Source organism: Ensifer sp. (genome assembly GCF_035999185.1).
Taxonomy (GTDB): domain Bacteria; phylum Pseudomonadota; class Alphaproteobacteria; order Rhizobiales; family Rhizobiaceae; genus Ensifer.
Map to the genome: position 1 here is coordinate 49,755 of NZ_DASYHB010000212.1, position 15,419 is coordinate 65,173.

Here is a 15,419-nt window from a genome sequence, read left to right on the forward strand (position 1 = left end):
TGTCCAAGGACTAACGCGGGGTCGTTCGCAGGTGTGGTCAAAATATGCGCTTTCATGCAATAAAATTGCACGGGACCGCAACGGGGGGTGGGCGTGGACAAGATCGACAGGAAACTACTGAAGCTGATGCAGCTGGATGCCTCGCGCACCAATGCGCAGCTTGCGGCCGAAGTCGGCCTTTCGCCATCGAGTTGCCTGCGCCGCATCAGGCGGCTTCACGAGGCCGGCGTCATCGACCGGATCGTCGCGGTGCTCAATCCCGCAAAGGCCGGCCGGACGATGAAGGCGATCATCACCGTCGAACTCGAGCGCCACGGCGAGCAATATATCCGCCGCTTCCTCGACATGGCGGTCAAGGAGCCGGCAGTGGTGCAGGCCTATAGCGTCAGCGGCGAGACCGACGCCATGTTGATGCTGCGGCTCAAGGACATGGACGAGCTCGACGCGCTGACGGAGCGGCTTTTCAAGGAGGAGAGCAATGTCGCGCGCTACTACACCGCGTTCGTGATCCGCACCGGCAAGGAGACGACGGAGATACCGGTCTAGATCATTTCATTGTTTCATCGAAACAGCGAAATGATCTAACTCTCTGATATTACAAAATTCCGGACGGAAAACCGTTCTACACTTTTCCTGGATTTGCTCTTGGAGGCGGTGGCCGAACCACGACGACGACCCGAAGCGAGCGGAGCTGGCGTGCCTGCGGCCGGCGCCGGGATCCGGCTCATTTGTCTTCCGCGAGATAGTCGCGCAATCTGCTCTTCAAGCTTTCGACAACGTCCGGGTGGTCCAGGAAGTCAGCGATTGACATCGTTGCCCACTGCTGGCCTTCGTCGCCAAACCTTATGGGCCCGAAGCCATCTTCGAGCTTTGCGACGAGGAAGTAACTTCCAGGGGCGGTTGCAATCAGCGCCGGATAATATCGCGTCCACACGATCCACTCCGGATCAATTGCGATATCGAACTCCTCGCGGGTCTCCCTGATCGCGCACTCAACCGGGCTCTCATCGTCTTCCCGTCCACCACCAGGCAGATCCCACATGCCGGGAAAGGGAATGTCCGGCTTGTGATCGCGCTGATAGGCGAGCAATTGCTCCTGAAAGAGCAATGCGATTTTTGCGCCCTTGAAAGGGATGAAGGCCATTTGCAAAACCCTGCCTTTGCCGCAACTCTCGTTGGCGATGAAACCTGACGTTTGCAAGGCTGAAGATCAGGCAATTCGACAATGCTCGCAATGATTGTTTCGGGCGCGGCAGGACCCTTTCGTTGGTTGACCGGGGGCCGCAATTGGACACTGCCCCCGGCGTTCGCGCTGCCCTCACTTCACCGCAGCATTTCCCCCATCGGCAAAGAGGGCAGCACCCGACACGAAGCTTGCCATGGGGCTTGCGAGGAAGAGGGCGGCTTGAGCGATCTCTTCCGGCTGGGCGATGCGCTTCATCGCGTGCAGGCCTGCGGCCCATTCCTTGTTTTCCTTGCTGCCGGCGGCCGGCGTGTCGACGCCGCCTGGAAGGAGCGCGTTGGCGCGGATCCCCATGGCGCCGTAGTCCGCGGTGATGCCCTTGACGAGGCCCATCAGCCCGGCCTTGGGGGCGCCATAGGCGGCCATGCCGGGAATGCCGACGCTGGTGCCGACGAAGGTGGAGGTGAAGACCAGCGACCCGCCGCCGCGGGCAAGCATGGCCGGGATCTGGTGGCGGGCGCCGAGGAAGGCGGAGGTGAGGTTGGTGGCAAGCGATTGCTGCCATTCGGCCGCGGTGATCTCGGCGATCGGCTTCATGGCGTGGACGGCGCCGGCATTGTTGACGGCGATATCGAGGCCGCCGAAGCGGCGGACGGCCGTTTCCACCAGCCGGATGTGGGTTTCTTCCTCGGTGACGTCGCCACTGACGGCGATCGCTTCGCCGCCTTCCTCGCGGATCGCCTCGACAACGGCTGCAAGCGGCGCTTCCGCGCGGGCGTTGAGAACGACCTTGGCGCCTTCGGCGGCAAAAAGCTCGGCGACGGCGCGGCCGATACCCGACGAAGCGCCGGTGACGATAACGATCTTGTCTTCAAGCATGGACATGCACTTGGCTCCTCTTTGGTTGAGGCGCCCTGACTACTGCCGGGGAACAACCGCGCCCACCCGATTTCCGCCCGTTCAGTTTTCGAAGCCGGTTGAGGGACGGCGACTTTCAATCGTCAAAGGCGGCACTGTCCGGCCGGTCACGGAAGCGGCGAAAGGGACACGGAGGTCCTGCAAGGGAGCTGTCACGGTGACGCGGTTCCCCTTGAGGCCCGGGTGCATGCTGCTAAATTCATCCGCAAGTCTTCGCCGCGCTTGATGGACTTTGTTGGAGCATCCATTTAATGGCTCACCATGGTCTAAGTAGCGGGTGAACCTTGAAGATCGCTTTCAGAGTTGCGGTTGCCGTCGCATCGGTCTTTCTCTTCGTGTCGTCCAGTGGCGCGAGCTTCTCACAAACAACCAAGGCCGGGGCCTCTCCGACTCAAGTTTCGACAACAAAAGCCAAGGCGAACCCCAAGGCCAAGACCAGTCGCAAGCAAAAGGCGGCGGATGAGGCCAAGGCCAAGGCTCTCGCAGACGCTCGTCGTCCGCGGATCTGTGAAACCCGCGTTGGTCAATGCAGTTATGGCGTGGGCGCCGTCGGTGAGCCCTGTTCGTGCTGGTCGAAATCCGGCGCGCCTGATGCCGGCTTGACTGTCAGACCCTGACGGTCAGGCTTCGGCCTTTCCGATTGTCTGGCCGTGCTGAAGGACAATGCAGAGTGGCCCGACTGGGCAAGCCCGATCACCCAATGATCTCGTCTCCGTCGTGCTTCGGTAAGGATCGTCGGTCTCTGTCGCGCGCTGAAGGCTGCCTAACTTTCCTCTAGCGCCGCTGTCGTCTTCAGCGTGGAGAGCGTTTCGCGCAGCGCCCGGTCGAGGCGTTTGTCGCTTCGAAGCACGAGGGCGAAGCGGCGGAACAGTTTTGGTGCGACCGGACGCACGACCAGCCGCTCACGATCGGTGGGGCGGAGCGCGATTTCGGGAACGAGTGCGGCACCAAGGCCGACGGCGACCATTTCCTTGATGGCGTCGACGCTCCCGAGCGCCATCACCGGTTTGACATGGGTGCCGGAGGTCGCCAGCCAGTCATCGGTGATCCGGCGCGTGTTGGCGCCGGGCTCGTAGAGGATGAGCGGCCGGTGCGCCAGGTCGTCGGCCGTGACGATGTCGGGCAGGGCGGTGCCTGAAGGCGCGATCGCCACAAAACGCTCGTCGAAAAGCGGAGTGATCTCGAAAATTCGGCCTGAAACAGGCAGGCTGACGAGGCCGATATCGAGGAGGTTGTCGTCGACCGCCCGCACGATATCGGCACTGTTGCCCGTGGTCACGGTGATGTCGAGGTCGGGAAAGCGGCGCTTGAGATCGGCCAGCAGCGGCGGCAAAAGGAAGGCGCAAGGGGTGGCGCCGGTGCCGATGCGCACGCGGCCGAGCACGCCTTTGGCATGCCGCGCGACCGCCTCGACGGCGAGGTTTGTCGCTGCCTCGATGCGGCCTGCATGCGCGAGCAGTTCTACTCCCGCCGCACTCGGCCTGGCGGTGCGTCCAACGCGCTCGACGAGCCGCACGCCGAGCTGTTTTTCCAGCGCCCGCACCTGCAGGCTGATCGCCGGCTGGGTCAGCCCAAGGCGTTCGGCTGCGGCTGAAAAACTGCCGAGCTCGGCGACCAGCGCGAAGGTCTTCAGATAGTCGAGATCAAGAGTTGCCATATAAAAGTTTCTCTTATGCGTTGGATTTGAAAGCTAAACTTCTTTTATGAAATGTCGAGGCGCAGAATACGGACATGATTAGAAACGGGAACACGGGGTGTTCGACATGTTCAGGGAAATCGGCCTTTATCTCGTAGCCTCGCCACGGTCGCGGATCTGGCAGTTGCAGGACCTGCGCGAGCTCGATGCGGAGCGTCTCGCAGACGTCGGCATTTCTGAGGGCGAAGCGTATTTCGGACGGCGCAAGGCGATTAAGCCGCTGTTGCGGGCGGATGCGATGGTTGCGCGTCACGCCGAAGCCGTGCGGGCAGGGGCGCTCTAACCATCGCCAACTCGGTGCGTGTAGCCTTCACCTCTCGGTGTTGCATTTATGGCCTGGCCGCTGCGATCCGCGAGGGTTACTTTGGCCGTACGATCGAAAAATTGTTGAGTTCGATCTCGTCCGACCGCCGTTGGGCTCCACCCCAAATCCAGACCGGATTTCCGAGGCATTCGATCCTATCGCCCGTCACCCCGACACCGTCGCTGTCGCTGCAGGCAACAATCGGCCTCGTCGTCTTTGTGCTGTAGCGCAACAGCGCCGGAAGATAGGCCTCGTCGTCATTGAGATGCGGGAAGAATTCGAACGGCAACAGGTCGAGCGCATCGCCGTCCGTAATGTCCTCGGGGTTCTGGCCGATAAAGGGGGCATCCGTTGCGATCGTCGGCCCCATGAGAATGGCGCCGGCGCTGACGCCGATCAGCACGCCGCCGGAGAGAGCCCAGTCCCGCAGCGGCCCGAGCATGCCGCTTCGTTTCAGCCGCGCAAGAAAGTCGCCCGTATGTCCGCCCGAGAGGTGAATGGCGTCCGAGGCGAAAAGTGCTGCGATGTCGTCGGCGGTGTGCGGTTCGTCGAGATCATGGAAGAGCGCGAGGTCGAGTCCGTATCGGCCGTAGTAGGATCGGGCGGCATGGAAGAAGCCGCGGTCGGGTTCCGGACCGGATGCCACATAGGCGAGCCTCCTGCCGGCTCCACGTGCCGCGACAATTTCGGCAAGCCTCCGGTCGATCGCCGCGCATTCAGGGAAAAGCTGGTCGCTGTAAAGGACGAGGTTGACCATCTTGCTTCCTTGGTTGCCGCGGCTGGTGGCAAGGGACGCCAGCCGACCCCGCCGTCCCGAAATGCTTCGTCGTCAAGAGCATCCTGCCTTGAAGCGGGATCACGTCAAGGCAGAAAGATGCTTTGGAATCAGAGCGCTAGAATATCCTTTGTGCGTTCATACGAACGCACAAAGCTCTAGCTTGCCGCTGCCGGCTGCTGCGCTACACGGCGCCCATAGCGCCAGACGCCGAGCCAAGTGATGTAGTTGACGAAAAGCATGAGTGCGAGCCAGAGCATGGTCTTGACGCCGTCGTCGCTCCCAGCCGGGAGTGCCGAGATTATCGACAGCGCGCGTTTGATGTTGAGGAGCGAAAACGCCAGCTGCCAGACGCCAAGCACCCAGCTGAACGGCCGCCAGAGCGCCGGGAGCGGGGCATTGAGGTTGAAGCCGTAGGCAACGAGTCCGACAGCGGTGAGGCCCGCAATGACGAAGGCTGGGACAATTATCGCACGGACGATAGGCGACTGCGCCACCACACCGTGCAAGATCATATAGCCGGTCAGCAGCACACCAAACAGCAAAAACAGACAATAGAGTACGGCAAATGCTTTCCACATCAAGAATCGTCCCAGAGCGCAAGATGAATGCGATCATGGGTGGTGTCGTGGCTTTTGTCCACTTTTTCGCGAGTATCAGGTGACGGGGTTCAAACCAAGCTGACTGCCTGCGCGCCGACGTCGGCGATCGTCTGCGAGAGGGCTTTGTCGGACCGGGGGAGAGGCTTGAAAAAGGCATGATTCGAACTTCAGTATCTCGCACGACGCCGATATCCCAATCACCTCCGCAATCGTCTGTGAGTGCGCATGAATTTTGCTGCTTTTGTATTGGGCGTGCTCGCCATTTGCACCGTGCTGGCAATCACCGTCGTTATCCTGTTCTTTCTCGGGTTGCGCCGTCTCTGGCGACGGACCGGGCCGGAGCAGGTGGTTCGTCGGCGTCTGATCATCGCTGTTGGTCTGCTGGCGATCATGGGGCCCTCTGTTGCGAGCAAAATTGCCGAACGAAACCACGTTCTCGCGCGCGTTCCCGAGCCACTCGAAGTGGCGGAAATCGAATACCGCCTGGAGGAATTGTTTGGCGTGGGCTTCATGCCCGGCGATAACGAGACGGGTTTCGTCGTCTATCGGCTGACTGACGAAAGCGCAGACTGGGCGCGGAAACAGGGGAGCAAGCTTGGCGAGGTGCTTTCGGGCGAAAAGGGAGCCTGGCGGGCGACACCCGTCGGTGACACTCAGCAGCATCTTTCCAGCCTGGAGGAATATTTGGAGCAATACGGCTTTGCGATCCCGATCGAAAAAGGGCGGACTGACGAAGCCAACAGGGCGGTCCAGTCAGGCGGATCGTTTTATTCCTACGGCCGGGGCGGCAGCGTCACGATCGTCGATCCGACGCGAGGCAAAGTCTACTTCGCCTATGCCGGGTGACGATGTGCGCCCCTCGCATTCTCGCTAAACCGTCCCGCTCGCCCAGCCCTCTGTCAGGCAATGCCTCAATCCGCGCTCAGCGCCACCGCCGGCTGCAGACGGGAGGCGTTACGGGCGGGCAGGAAGCCGAAGGCAAGGCCGGTCAGGAAGGCGCAGGCGAAGGCAAGCGCCACGGGGCCGAAGGTGAAGGAAACGGGCATGCCGAACTGGCCGGCAAGGGCGCCGGTGCCAAGGCCGAGGAGAACACCGAGTGTGCCGCCGATCAAGGAAACGACCAGCGCCTCAATGATGAACTGAAGCAGGATGTCGCGCTGGCGGGCGCCGGTTGCCATGCGAACGCCGATCTCGCGGGTACGCTCGCTGACCGAGACGAGCATGATGTTCATGACGCCGATGCCGCCGACCAAGAGTGAGATCGCCGCGACCGAGCCCAGGAACAGCTTCAGCGTGTTGGACGTCTCGGTGAAGGCCTCGCGCACGGAAGACATGTTGGTGATCTGCGTGTCCTGGCGCTTGTGGCGCTGGTCGAGCAGCGTCTGGATCGCCTGCTGGGTGATGTCGATCGCCGAGCCGTCCTTCACCTGAACCGTGATGTTTTTGATGTTGCGCTGGCCGAAGAGGCGGATGCTGCCCGTGGTCAGAGGCACCAGCACCACGTCGTCCTGGTCGTTGCCGAAGGAGGTGGCGCCCATTTCCGCCATGATGCCGATCACCTGGAAGGGGATCTTGTTGACGAGCACATATTGGCCGATCGGGTTGTCGCCGTCGGGAAAGAGGGTTTTGACCACCGTCTGGCCAAGCACGGCAACCGGCGCGTAGGTGTCCATGTCGTCCTGGTTGATGAATTCGCCCTTGGCCATCTTCCAGGATTTGGCGGTGGTGAACTGCGGCACCGTGCCGTTGGCGGTCGTCTGGTAGTCGATGTTGCCGTGGCGAAGGGTGACGGAGCTCGTCATTTCCGGCACGGCGAAGGCGACATTCGGGACATCGAGGATCGCGTCCGCGTCGGCGGGGATGAGGGTGACGTTGCTTCCCCCCGCACTGCCGCGGAAGTTCGCCATGCTCGGCCGCACGACAAGCAGGTCCGAGCCCATCGACGAGATGCGGCTCAGCACTGAATCCTGAGCGCCGGTGCCGATCGCCAGCATGGCCACGACCGAGCCGACGCCGATGACGATGCCGAGCAGCGTCAGGATGGTGCGGAAGAGATTGGCCTTCAGCGCCCGCAGCGCCATCTTCACGGCTTCGGTGACATCGGCGATGGCCGCCGAGCCTTCGCTCACATGGCGGGCGAGGGCGGCTGCTCCTTCGGCGTTGATGCGGGCCTTCTTCGTGCGGTCGGCGACGATGCGGCCGTCATGGAGCTCGATCAGCCGGTCGGCCTGTTCCGCCACTTCGCGCGCGTGGGTGATGACGATGACCGTGTGGCCCTGCTCGTTCATCTCGCGAAGCAGCGCCATCACATCCGAGCCGCTCTGGCTGTCGAGCGCGCCGGTCGGCTCATCGGCAAGGATGACCCGGCCGCCGTTCATCAGCGCGCGGGCGATGGAGACGCGCTGCTGCTGGCCGCCGGAAAGCTGGTTCGGCCGATGATCGAGCCGCTCGCCGAGCTTCAACGCCTCGAGCAGCGCCTCTGCCCGTTCGTGCCGGTCGCGGGCCGACATGCCGGCGTAGACGGCGGGCACCTCGACGTTTTCCTTGGCGCTTGCTGTCGGAATGAGGTTGTAGCTCTGAAAGACGAAGCCGAAGGTGCGGCGGCGCAGGGCCGCCAGCTCATCGGTATCGAGGTGGGCCATGTTCTCGCCGTCGATCAGGTAGTCGCCGCCGGTCGGCTGGTCGAGGCAGCCGAGAATATTCATCAGCGTCGACTTGCCGGAGCCGGACTGGCCGACGATCGCCACGAACTCGCCCGCCTCGATATCGAGCGAGAGCCCATGCAGGACCTCGACGGCGAGATCGCCGTTGCGATAGGTCTTGGTGACGTTTCTCAGCGAAATGAGCGCAGTCATGGGCGGTCTCTGATCAATCCCCTAGAGCATGTCGCGCAAAAGTGTGCAGCGGTATTGCGATAACGACATGCGACAAATCAACAACTTAAAGCGCCGGAGCGAATCTGAGAGATCGCGACGCGCTTTAGAACATCGGCGGCATGCGCATGCCGCGCGGCAGGCCGGCGTTGCGGCCGTTGCCCGTTGCGGAACCGGTGCCAACGACGACCTTTTCGCCTTCATCAAGGCCGCTCTTGATCTCGGCGCTGACGCGGTTGCGGATGCCGACTTCGACGTCGCGGGTCTCGACAGCACCGGATGCGGTGACGACGGAAACTTGCGCCTTGCGGCCTTCGCCGCGCGCCTCGGACCGCGTGCCGTCATGCCGGCCGCTGCCCTTGCCGCTGGCTTCGCCTGGAGCCTTCTGCGGATAGGTGAGGGCGGAGCTTGGAACAACCAGCACGTCCGTGGCCGCGTCGCGCACGAAGAACACCTGCGCGCTCATCGACATCATCAGTTCGCCGTCCGGATTGGGCACGTCGAAAAGCGCGTAATAGAGCACGACATTGTTGGTCGTGTCGGGCATCGGCTGGATCTGGCGGAGCTTGCCGACGAAGCGTTTTCCGGGCTGGCCAAGCAGGGTGAAATAGGCGTCCATGCCGAGCTTCAGCCGGATCACATCGGCCTCCGACACCTGCGCCTTGACGGTCATGGTCGAGAGATCGGCGATGGTGACGATGGTCGGCGTCGTCTGGTTGGCGTTGAGCGTCTGGCCGGCCTTGGCCGGGTTGGCGACGATGGTGCCGGAGATCGGCGCATAGATCTTGGTGTAGCCGAGGTCGACCTTGTCGCCGGCAAGGGTTGCCTGCTGCTTGCGGATCTGCGCCTCGATGGCGTTGACGTCGGCGCCGGCGGCCGCAAGGTCGGCAACCGCCTGGTCGAGTGTCGACTGCGGCACGCTCTTCGTCACGACGAGGTTGCGCTGCCGGTCGATGTTGGCCTGCTTCAGGACGAGCTGCGCCTTCTTGGAAATCAGCTGGGCCTCAAAATTGGCAAGCTCGGCCTGGTCGATCTCGATGCGGTTCTCGATCGTCGCCGGGTCGATCTCGGCAACCAGCTGGTTCTGCGTAACCCTGTCGCCGATCGCCACATGCAGAGCCTTCAGCTGGCCGGAGACCTGAGCGCCCGCATCGACCGAATTGACGGCGTCGAGCGTGCCGACGGCGGTGACGGCGTTCTCGATATCGCCGCGGGCCACCACCTCTGTGACGACAGCGGATGAGGCCGGGCTTTCGCCATAGCGCGTCCAGCCGTACCAGGCGGCACCGGCAACGGCGATAATCACCGGCAGCCACAGCCAGCGCCGGGTGCGGCGCTTGCGCTTCGCCGGCCTGACGACGTCGGGTTGAACGGCACCGGGAATGAAGGTGACGTTGGGGGTCGCCTCATTGCGGGGTGGGGTATCGGCCCGAGCCGTCTTTATCGTCTTGTTCATCGCTTTCGCCCTGTGCGGCAATCTTCCCTCTAAAAATAGAAGGGAACGGCCCCAGCGAAAAGCATTGAGATCATTATATTTTCGTAATGTGACGAGGGCGGCGGTGTCGCTGCCCTCGTTGCGTCCTTCGCGTAGACGACGGAAAGGCCGGCTATCCCTTTAGCCCTGCCACGGTGAGCAAGGTGCCGATCACCGCCAGCCCGTTCAGCATGCCGTGGCCGATGATGGCGCACCAGGTGCTTTTGCGCTTAAGCGTGATCCACGCCAAAAGCAGGCTCGTCGGTAGGATGGCCGGCAACACGTGGAACCAGAACCAATGGAAGGCGGTCCACTGGATCCCGTTCAGTACCCAGGCGTAGCGATGGCCGAGCCGTTCCTGGCGCGGCAGCATATAGCCGCGAAACAAGAGTTCCTCGCCGAAGATGTTGAGGACGAAGAGTATCAGATGAAGCGCAAGGAAATCCCAGCGCCCGAGCCCGGGCGTGCCGAAGACGGCGCCTGATGTCTTGAGGACATCGAGGAACCATTGCGGCGGTCGCATCGACACGTTGGCGAGGATGAAATCCTGCACATATCCCTCGAAGGCGACGACCGACACGATCATCGAGAGGCCGAGCCCTACGCCCCAGGCGATGTCCTGCCCGCTCGGTCGGGTGAGCCGCAAGCTCTCACGCCAGGATCGGAGGCGGCCTTCGCGCCTGAGCCCGACATAGATGATGGCGAACATCAGCAAGAAACCGGCGCCGAGCGGGATCGCCACGGCATAGGGGCCGTCCCAGCCGCGCGCGAGCAGCGCTGGAATGACGAGATAAATCATCGCGCCCACGATCAGCGAAAACGCCATGAAGATCGCCCAGGAATGGCGCGCAACGAGGGGCGGTGGACGGGAGGGGGAGGCAACAAGCACGATAAAAACTCCTTAAAACGAACGATCGTTTTTTAAATGCGCATTGACAGATTCGTCAATCCCATGAGAACAAACGTTCGTTTTTATTGGAGGGCAGACGTGCCACGCATTTCCAGCGACAGGGCCGAAGAGCGCCGGCGGCATATTCTCGACGCCGCGATGCGGGCGTTCATCGCGTCGGGCTTTTCGGCAACGTCGATCCGCGACATTTGCAAGGAGGCCGGCATGAGCATTGGCGGCGTCTATGTGCATTTCGACGGCAAGGACGCCATCGTTGAAGGGCTTGTCGCCGAACTTTTGCCGGATCATGCCTTTCCGTTGACGATGGCAAGCGATCTGCAGGGGCTCGAAGCGGCGCTGGTCGAAGACGCCATCGCGTCGATGCGCGACTGGAACGCCGCCGAGGCGGCCGCCTGGCTCGAGATCGTCGGTGCCAGCCACCGCAGCCCGCGCATCGCTGCCATCTTTTCCGCGCGGCTGGCGCGGGCGACCGAGGCGTTGGCTGCGGTCCTGATGCGGGTCGGCGGCGGGGCGATGGGCGAAGGCGAGGCGCGTGTCCACGCGCAGGCGCTGCTTGCGGCGCTCGAGGGGCTGATGCTGGTGCGGCTCATGGAGCCTGCCTCGGACGCAGAGGGGCGGGCGCAGGCCGTGCGCATTCTGGTGCGTGGCGCGCTTCTCGGCATCGTTGCGAACCCGACGCGCGCCGGCGCCTGAGGCGCCAAGGCCTTACGCGGGTTACCCTTTACCCCGATCTGGTGGTGCAGTCGGGCGGACGCCTGGTCGTCGCTTTGTGTTGGTGGCCCGGATGCCAGAAAATGCGCGATAAGGTGCGTGACGCAAGGCCGCCCCGAAACGACCAAAGTCCGTTGACGGGTTAGATTGGCAGATGCGCGAAACCAGGCACGGTATCGATCAGGTTCGCGACGTCATCCACACGCCAACCAGCGTCACCGCGAGCCCTGCAAACATCGCGCCTGTCAGAGGCTCCGAAAACAGCATCCATGCCCACAGCATCGTGACCGGCGGGCTGAGATAGATCGCAGCACTCACCTTGGCGACGGGGAAGTGCCGCAGGCTGGTATAGTAGACCGCGTAGGCGAGGAACGTTGCGACCAGAACCAGCCAGACCATCCCGACGGCGAAGTCACGCGTCATCGGTGGCGCAAGGCTGCCCTGGGTCAATGCGCAAAGACCAAAGAGAACCGAGCCCATCAGCGTCTGGATGCAAAGGCTCTGATGGACGGGCATGGCTTGCGTCTTGCGTTTGCGGTGCAGGACCGAGGCGACGGCGAAGATCAGCATGGAGCCGACCGTCAGCCCGTAGGCCCAGACCGGGGCAGTGCCGAAACTGAGGCTGTCGAAGGACACGATCAGCACACCGAGGACGGCAATCGCGGTGCCCAGCCACTGCCGCTTCGTCAACCGTTCGCCGAGCACCGGTTGCGAAAGGGCTGCGATCGCCAGCGGCAGGAGGTCGGCGATGAGCGCGACCAGGCCCGTCGGCACCTTCTGCTCGATCGCCAGCGCGAAGCCTCCGAGATACAGGAACACGGACATGATGCCGAACAGGGCCTGATCCTTGACCGCGCGCATGGTGAGGCGCGGCCCGATCGCCAGGGCAAACGGCAGAAGGATCAGCCCTGACAGCAAGGTCCGCCAGAAGAGCAGCAGCATGACGCTCGCCTCCTGGTTGGCGTAGCGGATGCCGACGAAGCCCGAACTCCATCCGATGATCAGCAGGGTGGCGAGCAAGGGCCAGAGCAGCGGATGGCGGCTTGCGGTGGCGGAAGGAAGGGAAATGTCGGTCATCAAGGGCTCTGTCGTGAAGAATGCGCTCTACCGATAGGCGGATCGAACCGGCGGCGCACATGACAATTTTCGATGATGGCATGACATTGCGAGAGATCATGTCATGGACGGCGCGGTCCGTGCTATGGTTATTGTCCGAGAGAACGAAACGGACATGCCATGAATGAATTGAACAGTCGCCGCCTCGAGATCGACGCCTTGCGGGCGCTTTGCGCCATCCGCCAGCATGGCGGCATCACCAAGGCGGCAGCCGCTCTCGGCCTGTCGCAGTCGGCCGTCAGCCACAAGATCAGGAGGCTTGAAGTCAGCCTCGACTGCACGCTGCTCGGTCGCCAGTCGGGCGCGTCGATGTTTACGGCCGCCGGCGAAGACCTGCTCGACTATGCGGCTCGCATCGTCGGGCTGCACGACGAGGCGCTGCTCAGTCTTTCCAAGACCCCGCTTGCGGGACGGCTTGCGCTCGGCCTCACCGAAGACACGGCGTGCACCGATCTTGCGCGCATCCTCGGTCGCTTCAGGCGGCTTCACCCTGATGTCACCGTACGCACCAGGGTGCGCATGAGCCTTGTCCTTCGCGCCATGCTGGAACGCGGCGAGCTCGATGCTGCGATCGTTCAGGTCTTTGAACACGAAGTGCGTCCGACCGACGTGGTTCTCTTCCGGGAGGGCCTGCATTGGGTGAAGCATCCCGAACTGATCCTGCCGCAGAATGGCCCGATCCCGTTCCTGTCGTTCGACGATGAATGCTTCTATCGCCAATGGGGCCTCGACATCGGCCAGGAGGATGCCGTTCTCGAAACCGTTTTCGAGTGTTCCAGCGCCGCCGGCATCGTATCGGCCGTCAATGCGGCAATGGGCGTGGCGTTGCTGAGCGACCGTCACATCCGCGGCGAGATGCAGATCATGACCGACCGGCTGCCGCCACCGCCGTCGCTCGCCTATGTGGTGCGGCGGGCCCGCAAGTCGAGAAATCCGGCGCTCGACAGCCTGGTTCGCGAAATCGAGAGGGAGGTCGGCCGCCAGGGCGGACTGGCGCTCGCGGGCTGAAACGGAAGCCTGCGCCGCCAAAGGCGAATGATGCGACAAGTCACGACCTTGCGGTGCGGTTCCAACTCCGGCATTTTCCTGATCCAGAAACTGGCCATCATGGCCGCAGTCTTCGGATTGGGCGAAGAGGACAATTTTGAGGTGGAGTTATCCCGTCAGGAGCTGGGCGAGGGCGCAGCCTACTTCTCTTTAGGTCACTGTATTTATACCAAGTTTCCGGATTTTGTGGCCGACCTCACCAAACCGTGACGGTTCGTTTTCTGTGACCGCTGCTGGCACAGAGTTGCCAAAGCGCGTTGGAACTTGGCGGCACCCCCTGGACGAGTGAGCCGCGCAGACCATCAGCCCCAGGCGACGTAAACAAACCGGGCAAGAACAAGTGCGCCGCCAACTCCGGCAAGCCCCCAGAACCACGCAGCGATCGCGTCTTTCTCCACTCGGAAGCGCTTGGCTGCGTTGATGCAGGCCGCGATGAAGAACACCACGACAACCAGAATGTATGCCTTTTGATGCGGCGGCACGTTGACCCCTCTCCAATCTGCTTTCTTCAACCTATGGCGCTGCCTCTTTGCCGTCACCGCCGAAATTTCGCCCGCTTATAAGAATCGTCTTGACGCGTTCAGGACGCTTCATTAGAAGAGTGCGAACCGTACCGTACGGTACTGATGGGGAGTGAGGCGACGTGCAGATGACTGCCGCGACAAGAGAGGCGAATGCCGGGGAGGGGCTGACGGAACGTCAGGGCGCCGTTCTCGAGGAGGCGTTGCGTCTGCTGGTTGATGGCGGCGAGAAGGCACTGACGACGGCTGGCATCGCGCGCGCGGCCAATTGCTCCAAGGAAAGCCTCTACAAGTGGTTCGGCGATCGCGACGGGCTGATCTCGGCGATGATCGGCTTCCAGGCGAGCAAGGTGCGCACGCAGGATGTTGCTGCCCGCAAGCTCGACGCGGATGGCCTGCACGGCCATTTGATCACGTTTGCCAAGGACCTGCTGGAGGTTCTCTCCGGCGACGTGTCGCTGGCGCTCAACCGGCTGGCAATCGGCCAGGCGAGCCGCGACGGCTCCAAGCTCGGCCACATGCTGCAGGAGCGCGGGCGCCGGCAGATCGGCCGCCGGGCGGCGGCACTGCTCGAAGCCGGCCGCAAGGCCGGGCTGCTGTCGTTCGACGATGCCGACGAGGCCTATGGTGCGCTCTACGGGCTTGTCGTTTCCGATTGGCATCTGAAGATGCTGCTCGGCGAAGAGGCAGGCGAGATGAAAAAGGGTTTTGGCCGCAAGGCGGAGCAGGCGGTTTCAGCCTTCCTCGCGCTTTACGGCACGAAAAGGTAATGGCGGGGACGAAAGCCCTCGCTTTTCAACAAACTGACAACGGGAAGGACCACTAAAATGCGCGTCTATTACGATCGTGATGCCGATATCAACCTGATCAAGTCGAAGAAGGTCGCCATCGTCGGCTACGGCAGCCAGGGCCGCGCCCATGCGCTGAACCTGAAGGATTCCGGCGCCAAGGAAATCCGCATCGCGCTGAAGCCGGGCTCGGCAACGGCTGCCAAAGTCGAGGCCGACGGTCTCCAGGTTCTCTCGGTTGCGGAAGCCGCCAAGTGGGCCGACCTCATCATGATGGCGACCCCGGACGAACTGCAGGCCGAAATCTACAAGGCCGAAATCGCCGGCAACATCCGCGACGGCGCTGCGATCGCCTTTGCTCACGGCCTCAACGTTCACTTCGGCCTGATCGAGCCGAAGGCTTCGCTCGACGTCGTCATGATCGCGCCGAAGGGCCCGGGCCACACGGTTCGCGGCGAATACCAGAAGGGCGGCGGCGTTCCCTGCCTCGTTGCCGTTCAC

The 15,419-nt window shown here is 62.6% G+C and carries 18 protein-coding genes; 8 read left to right on the top strand and 10 right to left on the bottom strand.

Going from position 1 to position 15,419, the window contains the following annotated elements; translation table 11 throughout:
- Positions 1-93 precede the first annotated feature (93 nt).
- Positions 94-546, top strand: a complete 453-nt coding sequence (locus VGO04_RS31165) for an Lrp/AsnC family transcriptional regulator (protein ID WP_327499858.1) — start codon at positions 94-96, stop codon at positions 544-546.
- A 178-nt stretch (positions 547-724) separates the two neighbouring features.
- Here the strand turns inward: VGO04_RS31165 and VGO04_RS31170 are convergent, their stop codons facing one another.
- The 3 genes from VGO04_RS31170 to VGO04_RS31180 form a co-directional block, all read right to left on the bottom strand.
- The gene (locus VGO04_RS31170) at positions 725-1,144 is read right to left on the bottom strand and encodes an NUDIX hydrolase (protein ID WP_327499859.1); all 420 of its coding nucleotides are present in this window, start codon (positions 1,142-1,144) and stop codon (positions 725-727) included.
- 174 nt (positions 1,145-1,318) lie between these two features.
- Positions 1,319-2,068: an SDR family oxidoreductase gene (locus VGO04_RS31175; protein WP_327499860.1), complete on the bottom strand. Its 750-nt coding sequence runs from the start codon at positions 2,066-2,068 to the stop codon at positions 1,319-1,321.
- A gap of 796 nt (positions 2,069-2,864) precedes the next feature.
- The gene (locus VGO04_RS31180) at positions 2,865-3,758 is read right to left on the bottom strand and encodes a LysR family transcriptional regulator (RefSeq protein ID WP_327499861.1); all 894 of its coding nucleotides are present in this window, start codon (positions 3,756-3,758) and stop codon (positions 2,865-2,867) included.
- A gap of 106 nt (positions 3,759-3,864) precedes the next feature.
- Between VGO04_RS31180 and VGO04_RS31185 the strand changes: the two genes are divergently transcribed.
- On the top strand, positions 3,865-4,080 hold the full coding sequence (locus VGO04_RS31185) for a hypothetical protein (RefSeq protein ID WP_327499862.1): 216 nt from the start codon (positions 3,865-3,867) through the stop codon (positions 4,078-4,080).
- Between the two features lie 76 nt (positions 4,081-4,156).
- Here VGO04_RS31185 and VGO04_RS31190 read toward each other — a convergent pair whose 3' ends face one another.
- Together VGO04_RS31190 and VGO04_RS31195 are read right to left on the bottom strand one after the other, a co-directional pair.
- Positions 4,157-4,858 (bottom strand): Type 1 glutamine amidotransferase-like domain-containing protein, encoded by a 702-nt coding sequence (locus tag VGO04_RS31190; RefSeq protein WP_327499863.1) that lies wholly within the window; start codon positions 4,856-4,858, stop codon positions 4,157-4,159.
- 176 nt (positions 4,859-5,034) lie between these two features.
- A complete protein-coding gene (locus VGO04_RS31195; RefSeq protein ID WP_327499864.1) occupies positions 5,035-5,457 on the bottom strand; it encodes a hypothetical protein in 423 nt (140 codons plus the stop codon).
- A gap of 246 nt (positions 5,458-5,703) precedes the next feature.
- On the opposite strand from VGO04_RS31195, the gene VGO04_RS31200 reads away from it, so the two are divergent.
- The gene (locus VGO04_RS31200) at positions 5,704-6,324 is read left to right on the top strand and encodes a hypothetical protein (protein WP_327499865.1); all 621 of its coding nucleotides are present in this window, start codon (positions 5,704-5,706) and stop codon (positions 6,322-6,324) included.
- Positions 6,325-6,389: 65 nt separating this feature from the next.
- Here the strand turns inward: VGO04_RS31200 and VGO04_RS31205 are convergent, their stop codons facing one another.
- The 3 genes from VGO04_RS31205 to VGO04_RS31215 form a co-directional block, all read right to left on the bottom strand.
- On the bottom strand, positions 6,390-8,333 hold the full coding sequence (locus tag VGO04_RS31205; RefSeq protein WP_327499866.1) for a MacB family efflux pump subunit: 1,944 nt from the start codon (positions 8,331-8,333) through the stop codon (positions 6,390-6,392).
- A gap of 124 nt (positions 8,334-8,457) precedes the next feature.
- A complete protein-coding gene (locus VGO04_RS31210) occupies positions 8,458-9,807 on the bottom strand; it encodes an efflux RND transporter periplasmic adaptor subunit (protein ID WP_327499867.1) in 1,350 nt (449 codons plus the stop codon).
- A gap of 151 nt (positions 9,808-9,958) precedes the next feature.
- A complete protein-coding gene (locus tag VGO04_RS31215; protein WP_327499868.1) occupies positions 9,959-10,714 on the bottom strand; it encodes a type II CAAX endopeptidase family protein in 756 nt (251 codons plus the stop codon).
- Positions 10,715-10,813: 99 nt separating this feature from the next.
- Between VGO04_RS31215 and VGO04_RS31220 the strand changes: the two genes are divergently transcribed.
- On the top strand, positions 10,814-11,428 hold the full coding sequence (locus VGO04_RS31220) for a TetR/AcrR family transcriptional regulator (RefSeq protein WP_327499870.1): 615 nt from the start codon (positions 10,814-10,816) through the stop codon (positions 11,426-11,428).
- 198 nt (positions 11,429-11,626) lie between these two features.
- Here the strand turns inward: VGO04_RS31220 and VGO04_RS31225 are convergent, their stop codons facing one another.
- Positions 11,627-12,523, bottom strand: a complete 897-nt coding sequence (locus VGO04_RS31225) for a DMT family transporter (protein ID WP_327499871.1) — start codon at positions 12,521-12,523, stop codon at positions 11,627-11,629.
- A 159-nt stretch (positions 12,524-12,682) separates the two neighbouring features.
- Here VGO04_RS31225 and VGO04_RS31230 point away from each other — a divergent pair, with 159 nt between their 5' ends.
- Both VGO04_RS31230 and VGO04_RS31235 read left to right on the top strand, forming a co-directional pair.
- Positions 12,683-13,570 (top strand): LysR family transcriptional regulator, encoded by an 888-nt coding sequence (locus VGO04_RS31230; protein WP_327499872.1) that lies wholly within the window; start codon positions 12,683-12,685, stop codon positions 13,568-13,570.
- A 30-nt stretch (positions 13,571-13,600) separates the two neighbouring features.
- Entirely contained in the window at positions 13,601-13,819 is a 219-nt protein-coding gene (locus tag VGO04_RS31235; RefSeq protein WP_327499873.1) for a hypothetical protein, read from the top strand.
- A gap of 92 nt (positions 13,820-13,911) precedes the next feature.
- On the opposite strand, the gene VGO04_RS31240 is transcribed toward VGO04_RS31235, so the two are convergent.
- The gene (locus VGO04_RS31240; RefSeq protein WP_327499874.1) at positions 13,912-14,091 is read right to left on the bottom strand and encodes a hypothetical protein; all 180 of its coding nucleotides are present in this window, start codon (positions 14,089-14,091) and stop codon (positions 13,912-13,914) included.
- Between the two features lie 167 nt (positions 14,092-14,258).
- Between VGO04_RS31240 and VGO04_RS31245 the strand changes: the two genes are divergently transcribed.
- Together VGO04_RS31245 and VGO04_RS31250 are read left to right on the top strand one after the other, a co-directional pair.
- Positions 14,259-14,900: a TetR/AcrR family transcriptional regulator gene (locus VGO04_RS31245; RefSeq protein WP_327499875.1), complete on the top strand. Its 642-nt coding sequence runs from the start codon at positions 14,259-14,261 to the stop codon at positions 14,898-14,900.
- Positions 14,901-14,957: 57 nt separating this feature from the next.
- On the top strand, positions 14,958-15,419 hold a 462-nt coding region (locus VGO04_RS31250; RefSeq protein WP_327499876.1), incomplete at its 3' end, for an NAD(P)-binding domain-containing protein.